The following is a 25,841-nucleotide window of genomic DNA, read 5'->3' as shown; positions in this document are numbered from 1 at the left end:
TTCCTCTCATGATATATATTTATATTAAAGATATGAGATGAAAAATATAGAATACGTTCTTTTTCTCTGTCTATTGGTCCCTAACCTAATAATACGCGAACGAGTTGAATAATTGTTTCGTTTTCTACTTTGTAGTAAATTTCTAATCCTTTTCTTTCACTAGAAACGATTTTAGCACTTTTTAACTTTGCTAAATGCTGTGAAATTGTAGATTGTGGCATGTTTAAGCCTGTGTACATTGTAGAAACGTTGCTTGGGCCACGTTCAATTAATCCCTTTACAATACATAAGCGAACAGGATGAGCAAGCACTTTCAATAATTCTGCATTGCTTTCATATAGTTCTATTTCTTTTTGAAAGGTTTCTAACATGTTCTCTTCCACCTCCGTGTGAGCTGTTTTACCATACTATACATACCAAAAAATTAAAGAAAAGAAAACAGTTGTTGCAGAAAAAAAGTCCTAAAGTAAAGAAATTGTAAGAAAAGAGACCCTGATGTAAATAAAATAGATAAATTTGTACGGTTTTGTAAAATGACACTTTTGGTTGAAAATTTTGACGCGTTTTAAAAATTGAAAGATATAGATATATTTGTAACACAATTTTATCATGATTTTCTTATTCTTTCAAATGAATATACAAAATTTTTAAAATAATATGAAAAAGGAATCATAATGTTACATATAGAATATAAAACAGGTTAAAATAAAAGAAGCCGAATGTAATCAGCTTCTTTATGGTGATAATGAAATACTTGAGTGTAGCTGATAAATCTTAGCATGATCAAGTCAGTAATCATTTATTCTAGAGTTCATTTTTTATCAACTTTAAAAATCTGTTGTTCCATATATTCTCATAAAAATCAATCGTCTCTTGTGCAGACATAAATGAATTATTCAAAGTAGAGGTTGCTTTCTGTACCATGAAGTTTTCGTATCCTAATCCATGAGAAAATTTAATCGTAGCATCCATACAGTATTCTGTTTGGGCACCGCAAAATTCAATGCGATGTACAGATAATTTGTCTAAAATCTCTTTTAAGTTTGTTTTATAAAATGAATTTGCATGTGTTTTTCTTACAAAAAAATCTTGTTCTTGAACATCTAGATTGGCATGAATAGCCCAAAGTTCTTCTTCAGGTACTAATTCTTCATCACAGTGTTGAACAAAAATGATTGGTTTATGTAGTTCTCTATATAAGGCGATTCTATTATTTACTTTAGTGAGCAAATTTTGCAAATCAAATAAATGGTCTCTGCTGTAACATACGCCATTTTGTAAATCGATAACAATTAAAACATCTGCACAAGTCTCCATTATTTTTACCTCTTTCATTTTGTAATATATTAATAATTCTATCATTTAGGGATGTATTATACACTCTTGTTTTTTAATGAATTATAGAAGGGTACAAAAAAGTCAAAAAGCATTCAATGTACTAGGAAACATTAAAAGATGATATGAAAATTCAATTTCATATCATCTTTTAAAAACTATTTTATTTGTTGGGAAATTTTATTATTCGTACACAGCTTCGTTTCTTTCATTTATGCATTTATAGGTTCTTCTACATAAGAAAGAGCATTCTCGAAATCAGATATTAAATCGTTAACATTTTCAAGACCAACCGATAAACGAAGTAATGAGTTGGAAATTCCTCTTTCATCACGTGCTTCCTGTGATAAAGCTGCATGTGACATTTTTGCTGGATATGAAAGAATAGATTCAACAGCTCCTAGACTAACCGCAAAAACGGGTAGTTTAACTTTCGATAAAAATTGGCGCAGTGCATCTTCGGATTGTAAGGTGAAAGATAAAACAGCCCCAGCCGATGTTGCTTGAGATTGTTGAATACTATAGCCAAGATGTGATTGTAATCCAGGATAATAGACATTTTGAACTTTAGAGTGCTCTTGTAAAAAATGTGCAATTTTATTGGCATTGGTAGCTGAATGTTCGAGACGTACATGCAATGTTTTCAGACCGCGAAGCACGAGAGAACAATCTTGAGGTCCTAAAATAGCACCAAAAGCATTTTGTAGAAAGCCGAGCTTTTGAGCGAGCTCTTCATCTTTTACGACAGCTAATCCGGCGGTGACATCGCTATGACCAGCAATAAATTTTGTTGCACTATGAAGTACGACATCGGCCCCAAGATCAAGCGGCTTTTGAAATAGTGGTGTCAAAAATGTATTATCTACAAATGTAAGAGCATTGATTGATTTCGCTAATTCACAAACGGCACGAATATTCGTTACTTTTAATAGTGGATTAGAAGGTGTTTCGATGTAAAAGAGTTTTGTATTCGATTTAATATTTTGTCTCACTTCTTCTAAATTGGTCATATCAACAAATGTGTGTGAAACACCATAACGGGAGAGAACTTCAGTAACAATTCGATAAGTGCCGCCATATACATCTTCTGAAATAAGAACATGGTCACCTTGCGAAAGAAGGAGAAATGCAGTAGAAATTGCTGCAATGCCTGATGCAAAGGCGAATCCTTTTGTTCCACCTTCTAATAAAGCAATGATATCTTCAAGAGCTTCACGTGTTGGATTACCAGATCGACTATAGTCATACTTTCCGAAAGTATCTACATCAAACTGGTGAAATGTTGATGTGTTATAGATGGGAACGTTAACAGCTCCTGTTTGTGAGTCATGCTTATATTGATTATGCAGTAAAAGCGTATCTACGGAATAACTCATATTCTTACACCTTCTTTTACAAGTTTAATTGCTTGTTTTAAGTCTTGAATTAAGTCATTGCTATTTTCGATGCCGACTGAAAAACGGAGAAGACGATTACACACACCGCGTGCTGTTCGAACTTTTTCTGGAATATCGGCATGAGTTTGCGTTGCTGGATAAGTCATTAAACTCTCGACGCCGCCAAGACTTTCAGCAAATGTAATTAAGGATAGAGATTGTAAGAAAGGATTAATCCAAGTTTCATCTTGAAGACGAAACGAAATCATACCGCCTCTTCCTGGATAAAATACATCTGTCACACCATCTTCATCATTTAAAAATGCAACAATTGCATGAGCATTTTCTTCATGTTGTTTCATGCGAAGTGCTAAAGTTTTCATACCGCGGATTAATAGCCATGAATCAAATGGACTTAAGACAGCCCCAGAAGCATTATGATAATGAGCAAGTTTCTCGCAAAGTGATTTCCCCTTCGCAACGACAAGTCCGCTGAGTACATCGTTATGCCCGCCTAAATATTTCGTTGCACTATGAAGGACGATATCGGCACCTTCTGTTAATGGTTGCTGTATATAAGGTGTATAGAATGTGTTATCTACAATAAGAAGTAGTCCGTTTCGCTTAGCTACACTTGCGACTGCTGCGATATCAGTTACTTGCATTAACGGATTAGTTGGTGTTTCTATGAAAATAGCTTTCGTTTTAGATGTGATTGCCTGCTCAATTTGTTTAATTGATTGTGTATCTACGTATCTACATCGAACATTCCACTTTTCTTCATGTTCGGAAAATAGACGATACGTTCCTCCGTATAAGTCTTCAGATACGATAAGCTCATCTCCGGAACGGAATAGTGAAAGGACAAGGAGAACAGCTGCCATTCCTGAGCTACAGGCATAACCTTGATCGCCACTTTCTAGGTCTGCGATCGCTTGTTCTAAAAGACCTCGAGTTGGATTTCCAGTCCTTGAATAGTCAAATCCTGTGGATCTACCAATCCCTTCATGCCGATAAGCAGTTGAGAAATAAACTGGTGGATTAACAGTTCCTGTTGTAGTTTCGCTACGATTCCCGATTTGTGCTAGTTTTGTTTCGATTGTTGACATGTGAAAATTCCCCCTTTATAAAGTGAACGACTATGTGAATGTAAAATAAAAAAAGCCTTCTAAGAAGAAGGCTTTCGGTTTGAATAGAGTCTTCTTCTCATCTGTCAAATCTTTCACAATTTGCTGGAATTAGCACCTTATTAACGAATGAACGTTAATGGTTGCTGAGGCGTCATAGGGCCAGTCCCTCTACCTCTCTAGATAAGAATGTTCGTATGAAATTTTTATTATGTTTTTAACTTTACAACAAAAGATAATTGAATTGCAACTCTATTTTAAATAATTTTTATTTTTCCGCAAGTGTCATTGACTTTTATTTTTGTGCATGCTAAATTTATTAAAAAATTAACAAACATTGTTAAAAGGGGAGCGTATTTCCTTTTAGCTACATAAATAAAATAATAAAGACAAACTCTTATTGAGAGCGGTGGAGGGAAAGGCCCTGTGAAACCCGGCAACCTTCAAACGAAAGTTTGAAACGGTGCTAATACCTGCAAAACGAATGTTTTGCATAATAAGAGGAGGAACAATTATGTCCCCCTCTTCAAAGTGAAGAGGGGTTTTTATATTGATAGAAATGAGGGAGATACGTGAAATTACTAGATTTATTATCAAAAGGAATTGTAATAGGTGACGGTGCGGTTGGAACGTTATTACATTCGCATGGTTTACAAAGTAGTTTTGAAGAATTGAATTTGTCTGATCCGGACTTAATTATATCAATCCATAAACAATATGTATCTGCTGGAGCGGATGTTATTCAAACGAATACGTATGGGGCAAATGAAGCGAAATTACGTATGTATGGCTTGGAAAATCAAGTTGTCCAAATTAATAAAGCGGCGGTGAAGCTTGCGAAAGCATCAGTAACAGAGCGGAATGCAATTTTAGGGACAATTGGCGGTATGAAACATATTGGAGCTGTTACAACGACTGATATAGAGCGAGAATTTATGCTACTTGAGCAGGCAGGTGCTTTACTAGAAGAACAGGTTGATGGATTACTATTAGAAACTTTTTATGATGAATTTGAATTATTGCATGCCGTTAAAGTATTGCGTAAACAAACGAATATTCCGATTGTAGCTCAGTTAGCATTACATGAGGCAGGTACGACTCAAAATGGGAATGATGTAAATGAAATATTAAAACAGCTTTTAGATTACGGTGCAAATGTCGTTGGATTGAACTGTCAACTAGGACCACTTCATATGACGGAAGCTTTCAAAATGATATCGATCCCTCAAGATGGCTATTTATCAGCATATCCGAATGCAGGTCTCCCAAATTATGTAGAGGGGCGTTACGTGTATGAGGGAAGTCCAGCATATTTTGAAGAGATGACACCAAAATTTATTGAACAAGGTATTCGTTTATTAGGCGGTTGTTGTGGTACTACCCCGGAACATATTGCAGGAATGAAACGTGCTATTGCAAATATTGCACCCGTAATAGCAAAGGAGACGATTCCAAGGCCTAAAGTGGTCCATACACACGAGAAGCGTTCGAGAGCTCATGTTACTCTCGCGGAGAAGACAAAGAAACAAACGACAGTTGTAGTGGAATTAGATCCACCGAAAACGTTAGATACGCAGCGATTTTTTGAAGGGGCAAGAGCACTGAAAAGGGCTGGAGCGGATGCTATTACTCTAGCAGATAATTCATTAGCATCTCCTCGCGTTTCTAATATGGCTATGGGTGCATTATTAACGAAGCATGATATTCCAGTATTGACGCATTTAACGTGTAGAGATCATAACGTCATTGGACTGCAGTCTCATTTGCTTGGATTATCAGCATTAGGTATGGAGGAAGTGTTAGCTTTAACTGGTGATCCAGCGCGTGTTGGTGATTTCCCAGGTGCAACTTCTGTATATGATTTGTCATCTATCGAGCTAATTAAAATGATTAAAGAGATGAACGACGGTCGTTCTATTTTAGGGAAATCAATCGGCCCGGCAACAAGATTTTCTGTCGGAGGTGCATTCAATCCTCATGTAAGACATTTAAAAGCAGCGGTAAAACGAATGGAAAGAAAAATAGATGCTGGAGCAGAGTACTTCTTAACTCAGCCGATTTATGATGTAGCTTTAATTAAAGAAGTATATGAAGCGACAAAGCATTTGGAACAACCTATCTTTATTGGAATTATGCCGTTAGTAAGTAAGCGGAATGCCGATTTTCTTCATTTTGAAGTGCCGGGTATTACTCTTCCAGAAGAGATAAGGCAAAGAATGTATGGACATGAAACGAAAGAGGCAGCTATCGAAGAAGGAATTCGTATTTCACAACAATTAATTGATGCGGCGATGAAATATTTTAACGGTATTTATCTTATTACGCCGTTTTTAAAATATGAAATTACAGAACATCTCGTGAAATATGTGAGAGAAAAGCAAGAAGTGAAAGAAGTGAAAGAAGTGAAAGAAGTGAAAGAAGGTATTAATTGATGAAACGAATAGAAGAGAGATTACAAAATGAAATTTTAATATTAGATGGTGCAATGGGAACGATGATCCAACAAGAAGACTTAACAGCGGAAGATTTTGGAGGAGAAGAATACGAAGGTTGTAATGAATATTTAGTAAAAACAAGACCCGATGTTATTTTAAAGATTCATAAAGCGTATATTGAAGCTGGTGCAGATATTATTGAAACAAATACGTTTGGTGCAACTAATATTGTACTAAGTGATTATGCATTGTCTCATTTAGATGAAGAGTTAAACGAAAGGGCAGCGCTTTTGGCGAAGCAAGCGGTTAAAGAAAGCGGGAAAGAAGTATATGTTGCGGGAGCGATGGGACCAACGACGAAAGCGATTAGTGTTACAGGCGGTGTGACTTTTGAAGAGTTAATCGAAGCATATACAAGGCAAGCAAGAGGATTATTAAGAGGAGAAGTTGATGTATTGCTCGTTGAGACGAGTCAAGATATGCGTAATGTAAAGGCTGCGTATATTGGAATTCAATCGGCGTTTGAAGAACTAAACAAAATAGTACCTATTATGATTTCGGGAACAATTGAGCCGATGGGAACGACTTTAGCAGGGCAAACAATCGAAGCTTTTTATTTATCAATAGAGCATATGAAGCCGTTATCTGTTGGATTAAACTGTGCGACTGGTCCGGAATTTATGAGGGAACATATTCGTTCGCTATCTGATTTATCGGAGTGTTATATTTCTTGTTATCCAAATGCTGGTCTTCCTGATGAAGATGGGCATTATCATGAATCGCCGGCTTCACTTGCTGAAAAAGTAAAACGTTTTGCTGAAGAAGGCTGGATTAATATTATTGGTGGTTGTTGTGGCACAACACCCGCACATATAAGTGCAATGAAATCGGCGCTTGCCTCGATTAATCCTCGTGAGCATCATGAACGAGTTGGACATGGAGTTAGTGGGCTGGAAGCGCTGCAATACGATGATTCTATGAGGCCCCTATTTGTTGGAGAAAGAACGAACGTAATTGGATCGCGTAAGTTTAAAAGATTAGTAGCAGAAGGGAAATTTGAAGAGGCTGCTGAAGTGGCAAGAGCGCAAGTGAAGAAAAATGCTCATATTATTGATATTTGTATGGCGGACCCTGATCGTGACGAAATAGAAGATATGGAAAGATTTTTGGCAGAAGTTACGAAAGTGCTAAAAGTCCCGATTATGATTGATTCGACAGATGAAAATGTTATGGCGAAAGCTCTTACTTATATTCAAGGAAAAGCTGTTATCAACTCTATTAATTTAGAAGATGGAGAAGAACGTTTTAAAAAAGTGACACCTCTTCTTCGGAAATACGGAGCCGCTATAGTTGTAGGAACAATTGATGAAGATGGCATGGCGGTTAGTGCAGAGCGAAAGATAGAGATTGCTAAAAGAAGTTATGAGTTACTAACGAAGAAGTATGGTATACGCCCATCTGATATTATTTTTGATGCGCTTGTGTTTCCTGTAGGAACAGGTGATGAAGAATATATAGGTTCAGCGGCAGCGACTATAGAAGGGATTCGTCTTATTAAAGAAGCGTTACCAGAATGTTTAACGATTTTAGGGGTGAGTAATATATCATTTGGTCTACCGCCGGCCGGCCGAGAAGTGTTAAATTCGGTCTTTCTATATCATGCAACGAAAGCAGGATTAGATTATGCGATTGTCAATACGGAAAAATTAGAGCGCTATGCATCAATTCCAGAGGAAGAAAAACGTCTTGCAGATGCATTATTATTTGAAACGACGAAAGAGACGTTAGAAGAGTTTACAAACTTTTATCGTGTTGCCAAAACGAAAGATGTCGTTGTACAAGAAACGCTAACGCTTGATGAACGATTAGCAAACTATATTGTAGAAGGTACGAAGCAAGGACTACAAGAAGATTTAAGTCTCGCGCTTACAGAAGGTAGAAAACCGCTGGATATTATTAATGGTCCACTTATGACAGGAATGGATGAGGTGGGGCGATTATTTAATAATAATGAGCTTATAGTTGCTGAAGTATTGCAAAGTGCTGAAAGCATGAAAGCTGCCGTAAGCTATTTAGAGCCACATATGGAATCTAGCGATAGTGCGAAAAAAGGGAAAGTATTATTAGCGACCGTTAAAGGGGACGTACATGATATTGGGAAAAACCTTGTTGAAATTATTTTATCAAATAACGGATATGAAATTATTAATTTAGGAATTAATGTTCGTTCGGATAGAATTGTTCAAGAAGTACAAGAAAAGAAACCTGATATTATTGGTCTGTCCGGTTTATTAGTAAAATCAGCTCAACAAATGGTAACGACTGCCGAAGATTTAAAAGCAGCGAATATTGATATTCCAATTGTTGTCGGTGGTGCAGCGCTAACGAGAAAGTTTACAGATAATCGTATTTCTCCATCATATAAAGGGCTCGTATGCTATGCGAGTGATGCGATGACTGGCCTTGATATTATTAATCGGTTACAAAAAGAAGAAGAGCGTGAGAAGATGAAGCAAGATAAAAAGGAACGCCATCTTCATATTGTGAAACAAGAGGAGAAGAAAGTAGAAATTCCGGCAGTTATTGAACCTTTACCAAAAGCGACGGTTATAGTGCCCGATTCAACAAAACGAATTGTATTACGCGATATTCCGGTTTCACATCTTTCCCCATTTTTAAATAGACAAATGTTACTCGGGCACCACCTTGGATTAAAAGGAAATGTAAAAAAACTCCTGCAAGAAGGAGATAAAAGAGCGCATGAGCTAAATGACTTAATTGATGAATTATTACAAGAAGGACAATCTTGGTTACGTCCAAAAGCGGTATATCAATTTTTCCCGGCGCAAAGTGATGGACAAAATATCGTTATATACGATCCGGAAGATCATACGCGTATTATAGAGCGATTCGCATTTCCGAGACAAGGAAAAGCTCCATACCGTACTTTAGGGGATTATTTACGCCCTATTGGAGATGAAATGGATTATGTTGCTTTCTTATCTGTCACTGTTGGAGAAGGTGTCCGCGATGTTGCAGAGGAATGGAAGGCGAAGGGAGATTATCTACGCAGTCATGCGATTCAATCGTTAGCACTCGAATTAGCAGAGGGGCTCGCAGAGAAAACACATATGTTAATTCGAGATCGCTGGGGAATTCCAGACTCACCAGAACTGACGATGGAGGAACGATTCCGTACAAAATATAGAGGTATTCGTGTTTCATTTGGTTATCCAGCATGCCCAGAACTTGCTGACCAAGAAAAATTATTTCGCTTAATCCACCCAGAGGAAATAGGGATTTCATTAACAGAAGGATTTATGATGGAGCCGGAAGCGTCTGTAACGGCTATGGTATTTTCTCACCCTGAGGCAAGGTATTTTAGTGTACTATAGTGTAGAAGGGGGAGACGTATGAAAAAAATAGTCTTTACAGGTGGCGGTTCGGCAGGGCATGTAACACCTAATTTAGCAATTATTCCACATTTACAGGAAAAAAACTGGGACATTTCTTACATCGGTTCTCATCAAGGGATTGAAAAAACGATTATAGAAAATGAAGGAATTCCGTACTATAGTATTGCGAGTGGGAAGCTACGTCGTTATTTTGATTTGAAAAATATAAAAGATCCTTTTCTTGTGATGAAGGGGGTTATGGATGCGTACTTAACAATTCGCAAACTAAAGCCGGATGTTATTTTTTCAAAAGGTGGTTTTGTATCTGTACCAGTCGTAATTGGAGGGTGGCTAAATAGGGTGCCAGTTTTGCTACATGAATCTGACATGACACCTGGACTAGCAAATAAAATTGCGCTCCGTTTTGCCTCGAAAATATTTGTTACATTTGAAGAAGCTGCGAAGCACTTACCGAAAGAGAAAGTAATATATACAGGATCACCTGTGCGTGAAGAAGTACTAAGAGGAAATCGTGAAAAAGGTTTAGAGTTTCTAGGGTTTTCCCGTAAGAAATCCGTTATTACTGTTATGGGAGGAAGTTTAGGAGCAAAGAAAATTAATGAAACTGTTCGATTGGCACTTCCAGATCTTTTGAAAAATTATCAAATTGTTCATCTTTGCGGAAAAGGAAATCTTGATGAATCATTACAAAATAAAGAAGGATATAGACAATTTGAATATGTACATGGAGAGTTACCAGATATATTAGCAGCAACAGATTTTGTTATTTCACGTGCAGGATCCAATGCGATTTTTGAATTTTTAACATTGCAAAAGCCGATGGTTTTAATTCCGTTATCGAAATCTTCAAGTCGCGGAGATCAAATTTTAAATGCAGAATCCTTTGAAAGACAAGGGTATGCATCGGTATTATATGAAGAGGATGTAACGGTGGACTCGCTTATAAAGCATGTAGAAGAGTTATATCATAATAATGAAACATATAAAGAATCGTTAAAAAAATATAATGGGAAAGAAGCGATAAAGACCATTATTAAACATATTTCGGAGGCGTGATTTTGAAATCATGCCTTTTTCAATAGAATGAAAGGTTCGAAGAATTGATATATTTATGTTACAATAACAGATGGTTAATAGGGAAATTCCAATTGATTAAGCGTGAAAATACGAATGGATTAGGAGTGACTGTGTTGGAGCTAAGTCTCTATGAAAATACTGCACTTATTATATGCTTTGTGTTGTACGTTGGTAGTGTTATTGTTTATATTTCACGGAAATTTTCACAAGAACGAGAGCTTGAGAAATCAGAAATAACAGCTGAACTAGAAATGTTAGCTGATGAAAGTTATAAAAAACAAAAAATAAAAGAAGACCATGAGGCACCCCATCATTTAAACACAAATAAGTTCTAAAGATGGGGATTTCTTTTGAAAAAACCCCCATTAACGCTAAAGAAGGAGTTTCCCCATACATAATTAAGGAGTGTATATAAATGAATTTTTATATAGCTTCAGGATTTCAAAATAAACATCTTGTACGCTCTATAGCGAATGAACTGAAAAATTCAGGATGGCACCATACATATGATTGGACCCAAAATGAAAGAGCAGTTAATCAAGAACAATTAAGAGAAATTGGTCAGGCAGAGAAGAATGCTATAAAAGAAGCCGATGTCTTTTTACTTATATTAGATGGCGGAAATGGAAGTCATACAGAGTTTGGAATGGCGATTGCGCTAGAGAAAAAGGTATATATTTATCATGAAGGACACCCGCTGCAAACAACGTTTTACCATTTGCCAGAGGTAAGTATTTTTGAAGGAGATGCAGAATTGTTTGCATCTCATGTTATAAATAAAGTGAAATAATAGTAACTACCTAAAAGATTATAAAGGTAATCTTTTGGGTACAGTGATGATAAGTAAAGTATATAAAGGAGTTATAAATATGAAATTAGAAAATGGATGGGAAACGAGTTTTTTAGAAGTTGTACAAAAAAGTGAATTCAAGAAAGATGCACTTCTTAGTCAATTGCTTAGTGAGGATAGCGAAGAAGTAGAAGAGCTTGTTGACGATTACGGCTACGAAGAGATTATTGAACGCGAACATGATGATGAGTTAGCGGAAATTTTAGGAGAAGAACTTTTCAGTGAGATGGAACGACACGTATTCTTATCTTCAAAGCCAGAAGAAAAACTTATTTCATTCGTCAATGGATTAGGTTTTCATGTGTTAGATTGGATCGTTCTTCTTGAAACAGAATTTGGCATTGATAGTGCAAACTTTACGTCGGATGCTGTGAAAATGTTAGAAAAGCGTTTCAGACAATTTCCATACATAGAGGATAAGACAATTTTTGATATGACGTTTGGAGAAGCGATGGATGTATTAGAATCCATTACTGGATTACAGCTAAAGGGAAAAATGAACGTATAATGAAAAAGAACGTGAGGATATCACGTTCTTTTTTTACATAATAATAATTTTATTATCTAGTTTTGTCTGCCCAGTAAGAAGTGCGTTTAAATATTCCACTTTTCTTATACAAGCTTGTATATGTCTTTCAACCTCTTGTAACTCTGCTTGATGATGCGTTTCAATTGGATGAATTTGTACGTTGAATTTTTCAAATTGACTACTATATGTTATTTCTGCATAGCCGCTCATAATATCAGTTTCGTTATGAAATAAAAATTGCTTCGTTTTGTCACAGAATGATACATCCTGAAAGCCATATACTTTTAATGCTTCAATTACTTTTTTAATCATGTTTGTATTCATTTTTTAACCCTCTTTACGAAGTTCTACTTATATATTATAACATAAAAAACTACAAGGAAAGCGCTTCCAAGTGTATTTTATTATAAACTTTACGTTTCAATCATAAAAATGAAACAAAGAAAAAATAATTGTAAAGAAGGAAGGACTCTTTTATTGTTTCGTCATATATATAGAGAAATAGTGCAATGAAAGGAAATTTTCTGAATTTGAGTTCGTATTTCCAATTTGAGCGCAATAAAAGAGGTGAGAATCTTGAACTTTGATATTGTAGGACAAAAAGCATATATAAAAGATGGACCATATCGAAACCGAATTGGAATTGTAAAGAAAAAGGAAAAACAATTAGAGACATATTTTGTAATTGTAATTGGTGATCAAAGTATTGATGTAGAGCTAAAGGATATTGTTTTAGTTGGAGTAGATGTGCGGCAATTTCATGAATGGTGCGAGCAAAATGGTTATTTGTAAAAGGGACGGGCTGTGAGAAAATAAAAGATATTGGTAGAGCTTTATTTATAGTATTTGAGACGATATGTTATGCCTTATGTTTGAAAGATAAAGTGAAACTTTAATCAGTGGGGGTTTTGTTCATCTCCCACTGATTATTAGTTGAACCAATCGGGCGTTTACGGGCAGTTGATCTCCCACCTAACTTCCTTGCATTCTCCGAATTTTGAGGTGGGAGCCTTACTGCCCGTTAATGCGGGATAAAGAGGAAGATGAGAAGAAATAAAAAAAGGAAGCTAACAATTTACCATGTTAGCTTCCTTTTTTATTATGAAGCAATTTCTCCAGTTTTTACATCGTCTTGATTGTACGTATCTTGATCTAATTCACCAAGCCATTTACTAGAAATAAGACCTGCTGTCATAGAGCCACTCACGTTAAGAGCTGTACGCCCCATATCGATTAATGGCTCAACTGAGATAACAAGAGCGACAATACCGATTGGTAAGTTCATTGTAGATAGTACGATTAATGCTGCGAATGTTGCACCGCCACCAACACCGGCAACACCGAATGAGCTAATTGCAACGACAGCGATTAAAGTTAAAATGAATTGTGGTTGTAACGGATCAATTCCGACAGTTGGAGCGACCATCATCGCAAGCATCGCTGGATAAATACCTGCGCAACCGTTTTGACCGATAGATACCCCGAAGGATGCAGCGAAGTTTGCGATTCCTTCTGAAATACCAAGTTTTTCTTTTTGCGCTTCAATATTTAATGGCATTGCACCTGCACTAGAGCGAGAAGTGAATGCGAAAGTTAATACAGGGAATACCTTTTTTATATATTGAATTGGATTTAAACCAGATAGAGCAATTAATAATAAGTGAATGATAAACATTACGATAAGTGCTACATAAGACGCTAAAACGAAATTACCAAGTTTTAAAATAGCATTTATATCGCTACCAGCAACTGTTTTCGCCATAAGTGCTAATACGCCGTATGGAGTAAGTCGTAAAATTAACGTTACCATTCGCATTACGATCGCATATGCAGCATCAAGCATCTTTTTAAATAACTCAGCTTGTTCTGGATACTTTTTCTTTACACCGAGAAAGGCAATTCCGATAAAGGCTGCAAAAATTACGACAGAAATTGTTGATGTAGGACGAGCACCTGTTAAATCAAGAAATGGATTTGTAGGTAATAACTCTAACAATTTTTGCGGAATTGGTGTGTTTTCAATTGAAGTAAATTTCTCTTCTACTAATTTCAAACGAGCAGATTCTGCATCTCCTTGTTGTAATCCCGTTGCCGAAACATCAAATCCTGCGCTCGCAGCGATACCGACAGCTGCGGCAATTCCTGTAGTAAGAATTAAGATTCCAATAATAAGACTACTAATCTTACCAAGGTTTTTCGTTAATTGTAATTTTGTAAATGCTGAAATAATAGATACTAAAATAAGTGGCATAACGATCATTTGCAGCAATTTCACATAACCACTACCGATCAAGTTAAACCAGTTATTTGATTCGATAATTACTTTAGAAGTAGGCTCATAAATAAATTGTAATATAAGACCAAAGATAATTCCGACTCCTAAAGCAGTAAATACACGTTTATTAAAAGATACATGCTTACGTTGCATATAATACAATACACCAACTAAAATGAGCATGACTGCGATGTTAATACCGACAAGTAGTGTATTCATGTTAATTCCCCCTAATTCCAATGTGTTATATAGAATATAAGTTAATAAAACCTATAAGTCAACTAGGAAATTGCGGGACATTAAAAAAAGATGGCAAATTTGCCATCTTTTAATGTCCAACTCCAGGGACAAGTAAAAACGTTGTGTACCATGTAAATCCAATGAAGAACACTGTTAAATACGCCCCGAATACGTATATATACATACGCTCTGTTAATTTTAAATAGCTTAAAAGTACGAAGAAACCTGTTTGTCCTAAAAATAGTAGTGCGGTCGAATGCATATCCCCTAAGTAAAACATAACCGAGAAAATTCCAGTCCAAAAGCCGAGAACGCGAAACATGCGCTCCATGCCATCTCCCTCCTTTTCTAGAAAAAGTAAAACCTCTCTTCATTATAGTTTATTTTTCATACTATTGTAAATATTCGTTCATATAAAAGAAAAGAAGCCAACTATAATTGACTTCTTCTCAGATAGGAAATTAAATTTGAATTTTATAGTTACAAGATTTACATCCGTCAAGTAGACTATCATTTCTTGTTAATTCCGCGTTCGGAAATAGGATTTCAAAAATTCCTCTCATCATATCTCCGTGCATATTACAAATTTCAGTCGGATGATGAACAGCAACTTCTTTAAATGGGCAATTGTGTACATCATAGAAAATTTTAGTTCCATCTGTACTTAATTCAAAAGCAGGAGATAAGCCAGCTGTTGAGAATGCTTCTTTTGCGATTTGAATTTTTTGTTCTATTGTTAATGCTTCTTCACTTACATTTAACTGATGCATATGTTGTTCCATTAATTCTTTACCAAATTGTTTTCCTGTTTCATAAAGTGCTTTTTCACCAGCTGCCCCAAGGCTAAGTAGTGAATTAAAAGCTACTTTCGCTAATAATTGATAATCGCGAAATGGGAATTGTAACTGGATGACATCTTGAGACAAGACGTATAGTCTGCTCGGTCGCCCGCCCTTTCCAGTTTTCTTTGTTTCTGACTTTAGCATATTAACATCTTCTAATTTAGATAAATGCAAGCGTGCTACGTTTGGATGAATGTTAAACTCATCTGCAATTTCTTGTACAGTTACGTAATTATGTTTTTGCGAAATGTATTTATAAATGTAATAACGAGTTGGGTCAGATAATACACCTGTAATTTTTAAAGTTTGTTCCATGAGGATCTCCACCTTTATCACTTTATCCAAGATATTAACATTATAATACAGATAAACTTACATATAGGTAATTTCAGACAATAATTCGGAAATTGTTCATAATTTCACAAACATATTTTTCCTTTTTGTTCTAGTGAAAATACAAAAGTACTAATTTTTCTTTTCCAGTTTTTCATGATATATACATGGTGAGGAGGGGAATTTGATGAATGGTGTCGAGCTTTTTGCGAATATGATTATGAAAGAAGCTTGCGGGGTACAAGCATCGGACCTACATATTGTACCAAGGCAAAAGGATGTGGCGATTCAATTACGTATAGGGAAAGATTTAATTACGAAACAGTATATTGAAAAGGACTTTGGAGAAAAGCTTGTTTCGCATTTTAAATTTTTAGCATCGATGGATATAGGAGAGAGGAGAAAGCCACAAAGCGGTTCATTGTATTTACAAATCGATGGAGAGGAAGTATATTTACGCCTTTCAACACTTCCAACAGTATACCAAGAAAGTCTCGTTATTCGCTTACATTTACAGGCATCTGTTCAGCCACTCTCTCATCTTTCATTATTTCCAAGCTCAGCGAAAAAATTACTCTCTTTTTTACATCATTCTCATGGGTTACTCGTGTTTACTGGACCGACGGGCTCTGGAAAGACAACGACAATGTATGCATTATTAGAGGCAGTTAGAAAAAGACAAACACGTCGCATCGTTACACTTGAAGATCCGGTTGAAAAAAGGAAGGACGGCTTATTACAAATTCAAATTAATGAAAAAGCAGGTATCACATATGAGACGGGACTAAGGGCTATTTTACGTCACGATCCGGATATTATTTTAGTCGGTGAAATTCGTGATGAAGAAACAGCAAAAGTAGCTGTAAGAGCAAGTTTGACTGGACATTTAGTAATGACGACGTTGCATACAAATGATGCGAAAGGAGCGATACTACGATTTATGGATTACGGTATTACAAGACAAGAAATTGAACAATCATTATTAGCCGTAGCAGCGCAGCGACTCGTTGAACTAAAATGTCCGTTTTGCAAAGGGAAATGTTCAACTTTATGCAAATCAATGAGGCAAGTAAGGCAGGCAAGCATTTATGAGTTGTTATATGGATATGAATTGAAACAAGCGATTAAAGAAGCAAGTGGAGAGCATGTTATGTATAACTATGAAACATTGGAATCGGCAGTACGAAAAGGATATGCTTTAGGGTTTTTAGAAGAAGATGTTTATGTTTAAGAGAAAATGGAGTTTAAGCGATCAAGTGTTACTGTTGAAAAGGCTAAGCGAGTTATTAGAAAAAGGTTATTCACTTTTACAGGCGTTAGAATTTTTGCAGTTTCAATTACCTTCAGGAAAGAAAGATCAGGTACAGCGCATGATAGAGGGGTTGAAAAACGGACAAAGCTTGCATGATTCTTTTCATCAATTAATGTTTCATCCGGATATGCTAAGTTATTTGTTTTATGCTGAGCGACACGGTAATATTTCTTTTGCATTGCAACAAGGGAGTGTGCTTCTTTATAAGAAGGATAAATATAAGAAAGATATGATGAAAGTACTTCAATATCCTATTTTTTTATCATTTTTTTTAATGCTTATTCTTTCTGTTTTCAACCTCATTTTATTGCCACAGTTTGAAACTCTCTATAGTTCTTTACGTTCTACAGCATCACCTCTTACGGAGCAAATTTTATTTATAATCAAATCATTACCTTACTTCATTTTTATCATTTTTCTTACTGTAATAATTGGGTTTAGTTTATATATGTTTTACTTTCGAAAACTTCCTCCTATTCAAAAAGTAAAGATTTTAATCCATATTCCTCTCATAAAAACATTTCTTATTTTAAATCATTCGCATTATTTTTCTGCTCAATTAAGTGGATTATTACAAGGTGGATTGTCAGTGCTAGAAGCTTTAATAGTAATGATGGAGCAAAAGCATCATCCGTTCTTTCATTATGAAGCAACCAGGATTGAAAGACAATTAATTGCGGGAGAACAGTTACAAACTATTATTGCTAAAAGTGGTTATTACGAAAAAGAACTTTCTTATATTATTACGCATGGACAAGTAAACGGTAATCTAGCAAATGAGCTTGGTGATTATAGTGAACTTATTATTGAAAAGATAGAACGGAAAATTAAAAACATTTTAGTTGTAATTCAGCCGATTTTATTTACATGTATTGGGGTTATAGTCATTCTTATGTATTTGGCAATGATTATGCCAATGTTTCAAATGATGAATTCAATTTAGGGGGATTTGTATGGAGAATGAGAAAGGTTTTACTCTTTTAGAAATGCTATTAGTAATGGTTGTTATATCTGTATTATTACTATTGATCATTCCAAATGTAGTTACACAGCGTTCCTCAGTGCAGGGAAAAGGGTGCGACGCATATGTAAAATCTGTAGAAGCACAAATACAAGTATATCAGTTACAGTATAATAAGATTCCATCAATAGATGCGCTTGAAGAAGGAAAGTATATTACTTCTAAAACATGCCCGAAAGGTGAATTAATTTATATTTCCGATGATGGTGCAGTATCTGTCGGGAAATCGTGAAGCAAAAAGGTTTTACGTTTTTAGAAATGTTACTCGTTTTATTTACTATTTCTGTACTGAGTGTTGTTACGCATTTTAATGTTACTTCATTATATGAAAAACAAAGAGTTGAGCAGTTTTTGAAACAGTTTTCAAATGATGTTTTGTATATGCAGCAGTTAGCGATTAAGCATCAAAAACAGTATACGTTACGATGGTATAAAGAGAAATATATGTATTATATTTGGGAATCGGAGACGGAATCTTTAATTGCTAAGAGAGAATATGATAAAAATATACAAATTGATTTGCATACTTTTCCAAATCCGATGACGTATAATTTGAGGGGAAATATTAATAGGGGTGGTACGATTTTACTTTCGTATCGAAATTACAAATATGAGATTGTATTTCAGCTCGGAAGAGGGAGATTTACGTATCGTGAAGTGTCAAAAAGGATCAGTAATGGCTGAGATGCTAGTAGCGCTAAGTTTATTAATGATGGCGGTATCGTTATTGCTCCCGCAAACGATATTGATTATGCAAGAAAGAAAAAATATACAAATGCGCTATAAAGCATTTGTATTATTAAAAAAAGAAGCAATCTTATTCGTGTATGAGAATGAGGAAAAGCGAATAAAAGAGCAAGTCATAAAAGGAGTTGTATATTACACATATTGGAGAGGAGATGAAGTTTGTACAATGTGGAATGATGTGAAAGGGAGAACGATGGAGCAATGCCTTTATGCAGAGAAAAAATAAATTAGAAGCGGGGTTCACATTAATAGAAATGATTGCGTGTTTGTTTCTTTTATTAATGTTCTTTTTACTTTTACCACGGCTTCATATTATAGGGATCGAAAATATACAGTCAAAAGGATTAAATGATTGGGAGTGGGATGTATTTTTAGAGCAAGTGCAAATGGAGTATCGTGAAGTATCAATGGGGAGAAATATAGTAATTGAAAATAATGAAAGTATTTTGCGTTTCCAACACCGTAATGGTGATGAGGTGACGTATGAAAAAGTGAATAGTAATCTTATAAGAAAAGTAAATATGCGTGGAGGGGAATTTATATTACAAAAGGTTGAAGCAGTTTCGTACAAATTAACACCTCATTTGCTATTTATATACGTGAAAGATATAAGTGGTGAAATATATGAAGGTGTTGTTATGCGTTATAGTGAAATTGGAATAGAAACATGAGAAAACAAGATGGGTTTGCATTGCCAGGAACAATTATTTTGCTGGTTTTATTAACTTCTTTTTTGATGTATGAAACAAATATGTTACTTTCGGATAAAAAATTTTATATTGAAATAGAACAAAAAATTTTTATGGAGGAACTTGTTGATCGAGCTATTTCAGATATAAAACAAGATTTACAGCAAAAAGAAAAGAATGATACATTTTTATTTCAGTATGAAAAAGGAAAAGTGAGTGGAAAGTATGTCTTTGAAAATGATGTTATTATCATTTCGTTGCAGTGTGTTACGAAACAGAAAGTTTTTTATGTAGTGAGCTTTCGCTATAGGAAAAAGGATAATAAAATATTTGATTGGGTAGAAGGCTGATATGTAAATGTAATTGAGAGAACTGGATGTCAATATTTATATAAAATATATATAGAAAAACCATGTATCTCGATTCAAAAATGAGTCGAGTTTTTTTATGAAAATAGATAAATATAGAAGGTTAAAGTTTAAATTTTCTCAAAAAAGAGAAGGGTGGGAAGAGTATGATATATTCATGCTATCCGATCATTTTTTTAAGGGAGATAGGTACATGGAAAATGAAAATCAAATAGTTGGAAATAAAGAAATGACGATTTTTGATCACAAAGGCAACACGATTGTGACAGAGGATAGAGATGTACACATTATCTCAAGATTCGAAGAGCCCCTTATTGTCGTATTAGCAAATGTATTAAGTGATGAAGAATGTGATGAATTAATCGAATTGTCTAAAAATAAAATGGAGCGTTCTAAAATTGGTTCATCACGTAATGTAAATGATATTCGAACAAGTAGCGGTGCATTTTTAGAAGAGAATGAACTTACTTCGAAGATTGAAAAACGAATTTCATCTATCACGAATGTTCCTGTAGCGCATGGAGAAGGATTGCACATTTTAAATTATGCAGTGGATCAAGAATATAAAGCGCACTATGATTATTTTGCGGAACATAGTAGATCAGCTGCTAATAATCGTATAAGTACTCTTGTGATGTACTTAAATGATGTAGAAGAAGGCGGGGAAACATTCTTTCCGAAATTAAATCTTTCTGTACACCCTAGAAAGGGAATGGCAGTATACTTTGAATATTTTTATCAAGACCAATCACTAAATGAGCTTACGTTACACGGAGGGGCACCTGTTACGAAAGGCGAGAAATGGATTGCAACGCAATGGATGAGAAGAGGTACTTATAAGTAAAAGCAAGCTAGCTAGCTTGTTTGATTGTGAAAAAATAGTGAGTATGTTACGTTTTGTTCTTCATAGCATAAGAAGAACAAAACGTTTTTTTATTAAATAAAGTAACATCTTTCGTTATAATAACAAATAATAATGGATGATTGAGAGGGACGAAAATGAAGTCTATATACATAACTGGTTATATGGGAGCAGGGAAAACAACAATCGGGAAAGCACTAAGTAAAGAACTTCATATGGATGTTGTAGACACAGATCACCAAATTGAAGAGAAGCAAGGGAAGTTAATTCGGCACATTTTTGCCGAAGAAGGAGAAATTGTTTTTCGTGAATATGAAAGTGAAATGTTGCGTTCACTACCAGCCCATAATGTAATTATTACAACTGGTGGAGGGATTATTGAACGCGCAGAAAATCGAAAGTGGATGAAAGAGAACGGCACTGTCGTATATTTATATTGCGATCCATATGTGATTGCAGAAAGGCTTCGTGAAGATACGACACGTCCGCTATTTCAGAAGAAAGATATAGATGCATTTGTAACGAAATTCGAATCGCGCCGAGCTTATTATGAAGAGGCGGATATTCATATTGATACGACAAATAAGTCTGTAGAACAAATTATGAATGAATTAAAGGGGAAGATTAATGTATAAAAAAGTGGACATACTAATCAAGTAGAGGTGATGATAATATGTCTACTAATGATTATGTTCGCTTTGTGACACAGCAATTTGTGTCATATATGGATGCTCCAAAAGAGGATCGAAAACAAAAGAAGGAACAACGCCGTGCAGAGAAAGAGCCATTCTTAAATAAATGGTTTGGTGTTATGCCGCTGAGCGCTGCTTTGTTTTATCGAAATGTAAAAGATAAAAGAAAAAAATCAAGCTAATTATTTTCTACGAGTATTTACGGTGAAAATACATTGGATTCTTTTGTGATAAGTATATGGAATGAAAAATCCCTAGTGCAATAAGGCACTAGGGATTTTTTCTATTGTACAGACTCTTTTTCTTCTGTAACTGCATGTATTTTATTATTTACCCATACAAATCCTATTCCTATACAAATAGAAATTCCCCAACCAACAGCGGTCATAATAGCTCTCATTTCACCATATCCATCTACACCGAAAACAGAGATAAAATAGATTTTCAAGAAGCTTTTTAAAATAAATTGAAGACCAAAAAATAGTGTTAAATATTGTAATGCTGGATATATACGACTATCACGATAAAGCTCACGGCTTTTATCGCGATCATGACCTTGAAGTGCTGCAATATCCGCAGCAAAATATAACATAAGTGGTTTTTTTATAAAAATTGAACATATGACGATAATACCGAGTACGATATGGTAATATGCATCATTCCATAACATTCGTTCGGCTGATCCTGATATTAAATCTACAGTTGTATTAGCGATGAGTGTGATTAAAATAAAGAACCCTGTCACGTTAAACTGTTTTTCCTTTTTAAACGTATACAGTGTATAAATAATCCCAGGGACAGATGAGATTAACATTGCGTAATAAGGATCGATATAAGGTTTTGCAAATTTCCAAATGAGGAATGGGAATACGAGATAAAAGACAAGATCTAATATAGCTTTTTTATTTTGATTCATATAGAGCCTCCTTAAGTCATACATATATTTTATAATATAATTTCTGAAAATTGTATAAGGTTTAATGGAAAAAGAAAAAGTATATCAATCTTTGGGGGAGTAGTAGATTGAAAAAAATTGCCCCTAGCGTAGTAAGTTTTTTTAGTATATAATAAAGGAAACGCTTTCATTTTTGATTTGTTCACAAAATGGACGGAAAATCACATATTTACTATTGATATGTTGCTTTATAATGAAACTAATTAAATATACATGCATACAATATTGTGAAATAAATAACATAAATAATCTATATAAATGTAAACGTTATCAAAGAGAGAGGTGGAGACAATGAGTAAATTTTTCTTCAATCATAATCCAGCAACATTAGAGGATGGAAGGCTTGTTAAGTATGCTGAAATTATTTATGGAGAAGGTGGCCGTTCTGTATTAGAAAATTTAATGGTGAAGGCATCTATCAGATTGCGTGATCGTTATCCGAATAAATCTGACGAGCAAATCTCGAACCTCGTAAATCAAGGTATCCATGATATGTTTCAAAAATACGTGAATGAGTAAGAGTAGCTAATTGCTGCTCTTATTTTTTTGTATAAGGATTGAGCCTCTAGCTGAAAATAAAGGTGCATGTTGAAACATGAAAAAGGAGGGGAAAAGATGAGCAATGGAATTGGACGTTCAAAAGAGAATCTTCCGACTGATGCAAATCATGTAAGTGCGAAGGATCGTGCATATCAGAAACGTATGACGAAGAAAAAACAGCAAGAGCGTAATGACGATAGAGAATAGGCTGGGAAATATCTTAAAAGAAGCTCCTTCTAAAGCCGAAGGAGCTTTCTTTAAGATAGAAAATGATTTGCGGTAATATAGAAGAGACCACCGTTTATAATTTGCATTGTAATGCGTGGTTCGTATTGTTCTTGTAATGCTTGCTTTTCAATTTCATAGCTTTCTGGAAGTTCATCGTTATCTTCGTAAAACCGATTTAAAAGGTCTAAATCGTGATTCCAACGCACTCTTGCTTCTTTTGCCCACGTATGGTCGTCTTCAGCTATTATACTTTTTAAAGCATCCTCTATACGTTGTAAGCCACTTTGTGGCTTAATGATAGGTGAGAGTGTAAAACAAAAATCAGGTATTTTCGGCGTGAGTTTGATCTCTGCTAAAGTGTCATGAAAGTTTGCAATCATTGTGCCAGAAATAAGATGAATACCGATGGAATGAAGTATGTCTTTTTTTCGGTCGCATTGATAAGATACTTTTATATTTACACCAAGCCAAGGATGTAGAGGGGTATGAGTTGCCCCGCTATGTTTCACTTCCTCATATAAACGTATGTATGAACCTAGTTCTTTTGTTGTTTCAAAGATTTGATGCAAACGTGGTGAACCGTAATGAATAAGTTCACCATCATTTTCTTCATCCTCCGAATTTGTAAGGAGAGTAAGACGCATCGGATTAGGAATGCCTCCTGTTTTTTCGAGATAGTGCCAATAGAAAGGACGATTCATTAATAATTTGTCCATTTCAATTGTTAATTGTACATCTAATAGATGAGGAGAGTGCTCTAAAATTTCACAGTTATTCGCCTCGAAAAAGTTGTATAAGTAATTATGAATTTCATTTTGCTGCATAGTCTTGCACCTCAGCTTCATTGCGCTTCGCAAAATCGATAATAGATGTTAAATTTTCCATCTTGATTCGAATTTCACCTTCGCTTTTTGATTGCGCGAAAATTTCTTGAATATGCGCATCAATATTTTTCATATTGATTCTCGTTAAAATTTCATCGAGTTCGCCGATTACACGTTCAAATAAATTAATTTTTTCATATAGTAGTTTTAAAATGTGCTCTTCAACAGTATGTTTTGTTGCTAAGTTATAAATGTGAACATCATTTTTTTGTCCTAGGCGGTGAATACGCCCAATCCTTTGCTCGAGGCGCATTGGATTCCATGGTAAGTCGTAATTAATCATATGGCTACAAAATTGCAAGTTAATTCCTTCACCGCCAGCTTCGGTCGCAATTAACACTTGTGCATGATTTTGGAAAAGCTCCTTCATCCAATCTTTCTTCCCGCGCTTAAATCCACCGCGAAATGGGACAGAGGAAATTCCATGTTGTTGTAAGAACCATTGTAAATACATTTGCGACGCTCTATATTCAGTGAAAATGATGACCTTATCGTCAATTTCTTTTATAAGCTCTAGAGCTTTATTTGCTTTTGAGTTGAACGGAATATGATTAATTTTATCCATCAGTACATCAATATGTGGGTCCTTTATGTAATGCTCATTTTCTTTCTGCCTTTTTTCTACATGTTTTTTTAATGAATAGTAAACAGCTTCACGACTACTACATGCCTCTCGTTTTAAAGTTAAGGATGAGAAAGCGGACGTGAAGGCATCTTGTCCTCGCCAATTTTCAATTTCATTATATAAAGCTTGTTCTTCCTTATTAAATTCAACGAATAATGTTCGTACATGCCTCTTTGGCCAATCAATTCCAGTATTATGACGTCTATTTCGAACCATCACTTTATTGATGAGAGCTTTTAAATCTTCATCAGATTCAGCTGAACGATTTTTGGAAGCATAATATTCTTCAAAATTAGATTGATTGCCTAAATGACCTGGTTTTAATAAAGAAACAAGGTTGAAGATTTCATCAATTTTATTTTGAACGGGAGTTGCGGTTAGTAATAAACAAAACTTCTTTTTTAATCGTTGTGCAAATTCATAGTTTTTTGTTTTATTATTTTTTAGTTTATGTGCTTCATCGATAATAATAAGGTCATACTCTAAATTTAAAACGATATCGCGATGTGGCGAACGTTTCGCAGTATCGATTGATGAAACGATGACATCAGCTTGTTCCCAAGAATAACTTTTCTTTTGAGCGACCGCAGGAATAAAAAATTTTGTGTTTAGTTCATACGCCCACTGAGAAACGAGGGAAGCTGGAACGAGAATGAGTACTTTTTTTACAAGTCCTCGTACCATATATTCTTTTAAAATAAGACCAGCTTCGATCGTTTTTCCAAGTCCGACTTCGTCTGCTAGAATCGCTTTACCATTCATTTGTTCAATGACATTTTGAGCGACTTCTAATTGATGCGGAAGCGGCGTGAAATGTGATAAATGTTTCGGTGCTTGCAATCCATCAAAAGTAGGGACGAGTAATGATTTCTCTGTTTTATAAGCTAAATGATATAAATCCCAATTTGTCCAAGGACCATCTTCATCAATTCGTTTTAAAAAATTATTTTGCCACGTTCGATCTACGGAAATATCAACATTCATTAAGACTCTCCTACCTTTTATAAACTAAAGTGATTATGAAAAAAATCTTTATTATAAGCCTTGTAATAAGGCGCTATCACACTTACTAAAAGTTAAAGA

The 25,841-nt window shown here is 35.0% G+C and carries 31 protein-coding genes and 2 riboswitches; of the genes, 19 read left to right on the top strand and 12 right to left on the bottom strand.

Features of this window, described 5'->3' with window-relative positions; genetic code table 11:
• Window positions 1-80: 80 nt before the first annotated feature.
• The 4 genes from ACTFQM_RS16280 to metI form a co-directional block, all read right to left on the bottom strand.
• The gene (locus tag ACTFQM_RS16280; RefSeq protein ID WP_000894375.1) at window positions 81-371 is read right to left on the bottom strand and encodes an ArsR/SmtB family transcription factor; all 291 of its coding nucleotides are present in this window, start codon (window positions 369-371) and stop codon (window positions 81-83) included.
• Between the two features lie 433 nt (window positions 372-804).
• Window positions 805-1,317 carry a cysteine hydrolase family protein gene (locus ACTFQM_RS16275; protein ID WP_440035215.1) on the bottom strand — a complete coding sequence of 171 codons (513 nt, stop codon included), beginning with the start codon at window positions 1,315-1,317 and terminating at the stop codon, window positions 805-807.
• A 230-nt stretch (window positions 1,318-1,547) separates the two neighbouring features.
• Window positions 1,548-2,711 (bottom strand): cystathionine beta-lyase, encoded by a 1,164-nt coding sequence (gene metC, locus ACTFQM_RS16270; protein WP_002173464.1) that lies wholly within the window; start codon window positions 2,709-2,711, stop codon window positions 1,548-1,550.
• Window positions 2,708-3,820: a cystathionine gamma-synthase/O-acetylhomoserine thiolyase gene (metI, locus tag ACTFQM_RS16265; protein ID WP_440035213.1), complete on the bottom strand. Its 1,113-nt coding sequence runs from the start codon at window positions 3,818-3,820 to the stop codon at window positions 2,708-2,710. Before metI ends, metC begins: the two co-directional genes overlap by 4 nt.
• Before the next feature lie 94 nt (window positions 3,821-3,914).
• Window positions 3,915-4,028: riboswitch (SAM riboswitch) on the bottom strand.
• Between the two features lie 204 nt (window positions 4,029-4,232).
• Window positions 4,233-4,341, top strand: a riboswitch (SAM riboswitch).
• Window positions 4,342-4,410: 69 nt separating this feature from the next.
• On the opposite strand from metI, the gene ACTFQM_RS16260 reads away from it, so the two are divergent.
• From ACTFQM_RS16260 to ACTFQM_RS16235, 6 genes are all read left to right on the top strand, one after another.
• Complete coding sequence (locus ACTFQM_RS16260; RefSeq protein ID WP_440035212.1) at window positions 4,411-6,270, top strand: bifunctional homocysteine S-methyltransferase/methylenetetrahydrofolate reductase; 1,860 nt, start codon at window positions 4,411-4,413, stop codon at window positions 6,268-6,270.
• Window positions 6,270-9,668, top strand: a complete 3,399-nt coding sequence (gene metH, locus ACTFQM_RS16255; RefSeq protein ID WP_440035211.1) for a methionine synthase — start codon at window positions 6,270-6,272, stop codon at window positions 9,666-9,668. Before ACTFQM_RS16260 ends, metH begins: the two co-directional genes overlap by 1 nt.
• An 18-nt stretch (window positions 9,669-9,686) precedes the next feature.
• Window positions 9,687-10,745: an undecaprenyldiphospho-muramoylpentapeptide beta-N-acetylglucosaminyltransferase gene (locus tag ACTFQM_RS16250; RefSeq protein ID WP_440035209.1), complete on the top strand. Its 1,059-nt coding sequence runs from the start codon at window positions 9,687-9,689 to the stop codon at window positions 10,743-10,745.
• 95 nt (window positions 10,746-10,840) lie between these two features.
• Window positions 10,841-11,101 carry a DUF3966 domain-containing protein gene (locus ACTFQM_RS16245; RefSeq protein WP_025147442.1) on the top strand — a complete coding sequence of 87 codons (261 nt, stop codon included), beginning with the start codon at window positions 10,841-10,843 and terminating at the stop codon, window positions 11,099-11,101.
• An 80-nt stretch (window positions 11,102-11,181) separates the two neighbouring features.
• Entirely contained in the window at window positions 11,182-11,556 is a 375-nt protein-coding gene (locus ACTFQM_RS16240; protein WP_265621835.1) for a nucleoside 2-deoxyribosyltransferase, read from the top strand.
• A gap of 79 nt (window positions 11,557-11,635) precedes the next feature.
• Complete coding sequence (locus ACTFQM_RS16235; RefSeq protein ID WP_002173457.1) at window positions 11,636-12,124, top strand: hypothetical protein; 489 nt, start codon at window positions 11,636-11,638, stop codon at window positions 12,122-12,124.
• A gap of 33 nt (window positions 12,125-12,157) precedes the next feature.
• Here the strand turns inward: ACTFQM_RS16235 and ACTFQM_RS16230 are convergent, their stop codons facing one another.
• Window positions 12,158-12,469: a hypothetical protein gene (locus tag ACTFQM_RS16230; RefSeq protein WP_440035206.1), complete on the bottom strand. Its 312-nt coding sequence runs from the start codon at window positions 12,467-12,469 to the stop codon at window positions 12,158-12,160.
• 252 nt (window positions 12,470-12,721) lie between these two features.
• Between ACTFQM_RS16230 and ACTFQM_RS16225 the strand changes: the two genes are divergently transcribed.
• The gene (locus tag ACTFQM_RS16225) at window positions 12,722-12,937 is read left to right on the top strand and encodes a DUF3912 family protein (RefSeq protein WP_025147446.1); all 216 of its coding nucleotides are present in this window, start codon (window positions 12,722-12,724) and stop codon (window positions 12,935-12,937) included.
• Between the two features lie 307 nt (window positions 12,938-13,244).
• Here ACTFQM_RS16225 and ACTFQM_RS16220 read toward each other — a convergent pair whose 3' ends face one another.
• From ACTFQM_RS16220 to ACTFQM_RS16210, 3 genes are all read right to left on the bottom strand, one after another.
• The gene (locus ACTFQM_RS16220; RefSeq protein WP_440035204.1) at window positions 13,245-14,639 is read right to left on the bottom strand and encodes an L-cystine transporter; all 1,395 of its coding nucleotides are present in this window, start codon (window positions 14,637-14,639) and stop codon (window positions 13,245-13,247) included.
• Between the two features lie 109 nt (window positions 14,640-14,748).
• Window positions 14,749-14,991, bottom strand: coding sequence for a DUF2626 domain-containing protein (locus ACTFQM_RS16215; RefSeq protein ID WP_002173453.1), 243 nt, complete (start codon window positions 14,989-14,991; stop codon window positions 14,749-14,751).
• Between the two features lie 130 nt (window positions 14,992-15,121).
• On the bottom strand, window positions 15,122-15,817 hold the full coding sequence (locus tag ACTFQM_RS16210; protein WP_002173452.1) for a helix-turn-helix transcriptional regulator: 696 nt from the start codon (window positions 15,815-15,817) through the stop codon (window positions 15,122-15,124).
• Window positions 15,818-16,022: 205 nt separating this feature from the next.
• Here ACTFQM_RS16210 and comGA point away from each other — a divergent pair, with 205 nt between their 5' ends.
• The 10 genes from comGA to ACTFQM_RS16160 all read left to right on the top strand — a co-directional run bounded on the left by comGA (window position 16,023) and on the right by ACTFQM_RS16160 (window position 21,708).
• Window positions 16,023-17,066: a competence type IV pilus ATPase ComGA gene (gene comGA, locus ACTFQM_RS16205; RefSeq protein ID WP_002173451.1), complete on the top strand. Its 1,044-nt coding sequence runs from the start codon at window positions 16,023-16,025 to the stop codon at window positions 17,064-17,066.
• Window positions 17,053-18,090 carry a competence type IV pilus assembly protein ComGB gene (comGB, locus tag ACTFQM_RS16200; protein ID WP_440035201.1) on the top strand — a complete coding sequence of 346 codons (1,038 nt, stop codon included), beginning with the start codon at window positions 17,053-17,055 and terminating at the stop codon, window positions 18,088-18,090. Before comGA ends, comGB begins: the two co-directional genes overlap by 14 nt.
• Window positions 18,091-18,100: 10 nt before the next feature.
• On the top strand, window positions 18,101-18,400 hold the full coding sequence (comGC, locus tag ACTFQM_RS16195; protein ID WP_002173449.1) for a competence type IV pilus major pilin ComGC: 300 nt from the start codon (window positions 18,101-18,103) through the stop codon (window positions 18,398-18,400).
• On the top strand, window positions 18,397-18,852 hold the full coding sequence (comGD, locus tag ACTFQM_RS16190; protein ID WP_440035199.1) for a competence type IV pilus minor pilin ComGD: 456 nt from the start codon (window positions 18,397-18,399) through the stop codon (window positions 18,850-18,852). The genes comGC and comGD overlap by 4 nt, the downstream gene beginning before the upstream one ends.
• The gene (locus tag ACTFQM_RS16185; RefSeq protein WP_440035804.1) at window positions 18,845-19,141 is read left to right on the top strand and encodes a type II secretion system protein; all 297 of its coding nucleotides are present in this window, start codon (window positions 18,845-18,847) and stop codon (window positions 19,139-19,141) included. The genes comGD and ACTFQM_RS16185 overlap by 8 nt, the downstream gene beginning before the upstream one ends.
• Complete coding sequence (comGF, locus tag ACTFQM_RS16180) at window positions 19,125-19,586, top strand: competence type IV pilus minor pilin ComGF (RefSeq protein WP_440035197.1); 462 nt, start codon at window positions 19,125-19,127, stop codon at window positions 19,584-19,586. Before ACTFQM_RS16185 ends, comGF begins: the two co-directional genes overlap by 17 nt.
• Complete coding sequence (gene comGG / locus ACTFQM_RS16175; RefSeq protein WP_440035195.1) at window positions 19,583-19,954, top strand: competence type IV pilus minor pilin ComGG; 372 nt, start codon at window positions 19,583-19,585, stop codon at window positions 19,952-19,954. The genes comGF and comGG overlap by 4 nt, the downstream gene beginning before the upstream one ends.
• A 211-nt stretch (window positions 19,955-20,165) precedes the next feature.
• Entirely contained in the window at window positions 20,166-20,816 is a 651-nt protein-coding gene (locus tag ACTFQM_RS16170) for a 2OG-Fe(II) oxygenase (RefSeq protein ID WP_048374177.1), read from the top strand.
• A gap of 155 nt (window positions 20,817-20,971) precedes the next feature.
• Complete coding sequence (locus tag ACTFQM_RS16165; protein WP_002173443.1) at window positions 20,972-21,469, top strand: shikimate kinase; 498 nt, start codon at window positions 20,972-20,974, stop codon at window positions 21,467-21,469.
• Window positions 21,470-21,507: 38 nt separating this feature from the next.
• Window positions 21,508-21,708, top strand: a complete 201-nt coding sequence (locus ACTFQM_RS16160) for a YqzE family protein (RefSeq protein ID WP_002173442.1) — start codon at window positions 21,508-21,510, stop codon at window positions 21,706-21,708.
• Between the two features lie 101 nt (window positions 21,709-21,809).
• On the opposite strand, the gene ACTFQM_RS16155 is transcribed toward ACTFQM_RS16160, so the two are convergent.
• Complete coding sequence (locus ACTFQM_RS16155) at window positions 21,810-22,442, bottom strand: VC0807 family protein (protein ID WP_025147457.1); 633 nt, start codon at window positions 22,440-22,442, stop codon at window positions 21,810-21,812.
• Window positions 22,443-22,583: 141 nt separating this feature from the next.
• Window positions 22,584-22,700 carry a GTP pyrophosphokinase gene (locus ACTFQM_RS16150; protein ID WP_071718678.1) on the bottom strand — a complete coding sequence of 39 codons (117 nt, stop codon included), beginning with the start codon at window positions 22,698-22,700 and terminating at the stop codon, window positions 22,584-22,586.
• A 72-nt stretch (window positions 22,701-22,772) separates the two neighbouring features.
• Here ACTFQM_RS16150 and ACTFQM_RS16145 point away from each other — a divergent pair, with 72 nt between their 5' ends.
• Together ACTFQM_RS16145 and ACTFQM_RS16140 are read left to right on the top strand one after the other, a co-directional pair.
• Complete coding sequence (locus ACTFQM_RS16145) at window positions 22,773-23,000, top strand: hypothetical protein (RefSeq protein WP_000032698.1); 228 nt, start codon at window positions 22,773-22,775, stop codon at window positions 22,998-23,000.
• A 96-nt stretch (window positions 23,001-23,096) separates the two neighbouring features.
• Window positions 23,097-23,228 carry a hypothetical protein gene (locus ACTFQM_RS16140; RefSeq protein WP_377889248.1) on the top strand — a complete coding sequence of 44 codons (132 nt, stop codon included), beginning with the start codon at window positions 23,097-23,099 and terminating at the stop codon, window positions 23,226-23,228.
• 50 nt (window positions 23,229-23,278) lie between these two features.
• Here ACTFQM_RS16140 and ACTFQM_RS16135 read toward each other — a convergent pair whose 3' ends face one another.
• Window positions 23,279-24,073, bottom strand: a complete 795-nt coding sequence (locus ACTFQM_RS16135; protein WP_025147459.1) for a YqhG family protein — start codon at window positions 24,071-24,073, stop codon at window positions 23,279-23,281.
• A complete protein-coding gene (locus ACTFQM_RS16130; RefSeq protein WP_265621827.1) occupies window positions 24,060-25,742 on the bottom strand; it encodes a DEAD/DEAH box helicase in 1,683 nt (560 codons plus the stop codon). The genes ACTFQM_RS16135 and ACTFQM_RS16130 overlap by 14 nt, the downstream gene beginning before the upstream one ends.
• Between the last annotated feature and the right edge of the window lie 99 nt (window positions 25,743-25,841).

Origin of the sequence: Bacillus cereus group sp. MYBK30-2 (genome assembly GCF_051915945.1) — a bacterium.
GTDB classification, from domain to species: domain Bacteria; phylum Bacillota; class Bacilli; order Bacillales; family Bacillaceae_G; genus Bacillus_A; species Bacillus_A paramycoides.
Note: the sequence above shows the minus strand (reverse complement) of the source record. Positions and strands in the feature narration are given on the sequence as shown.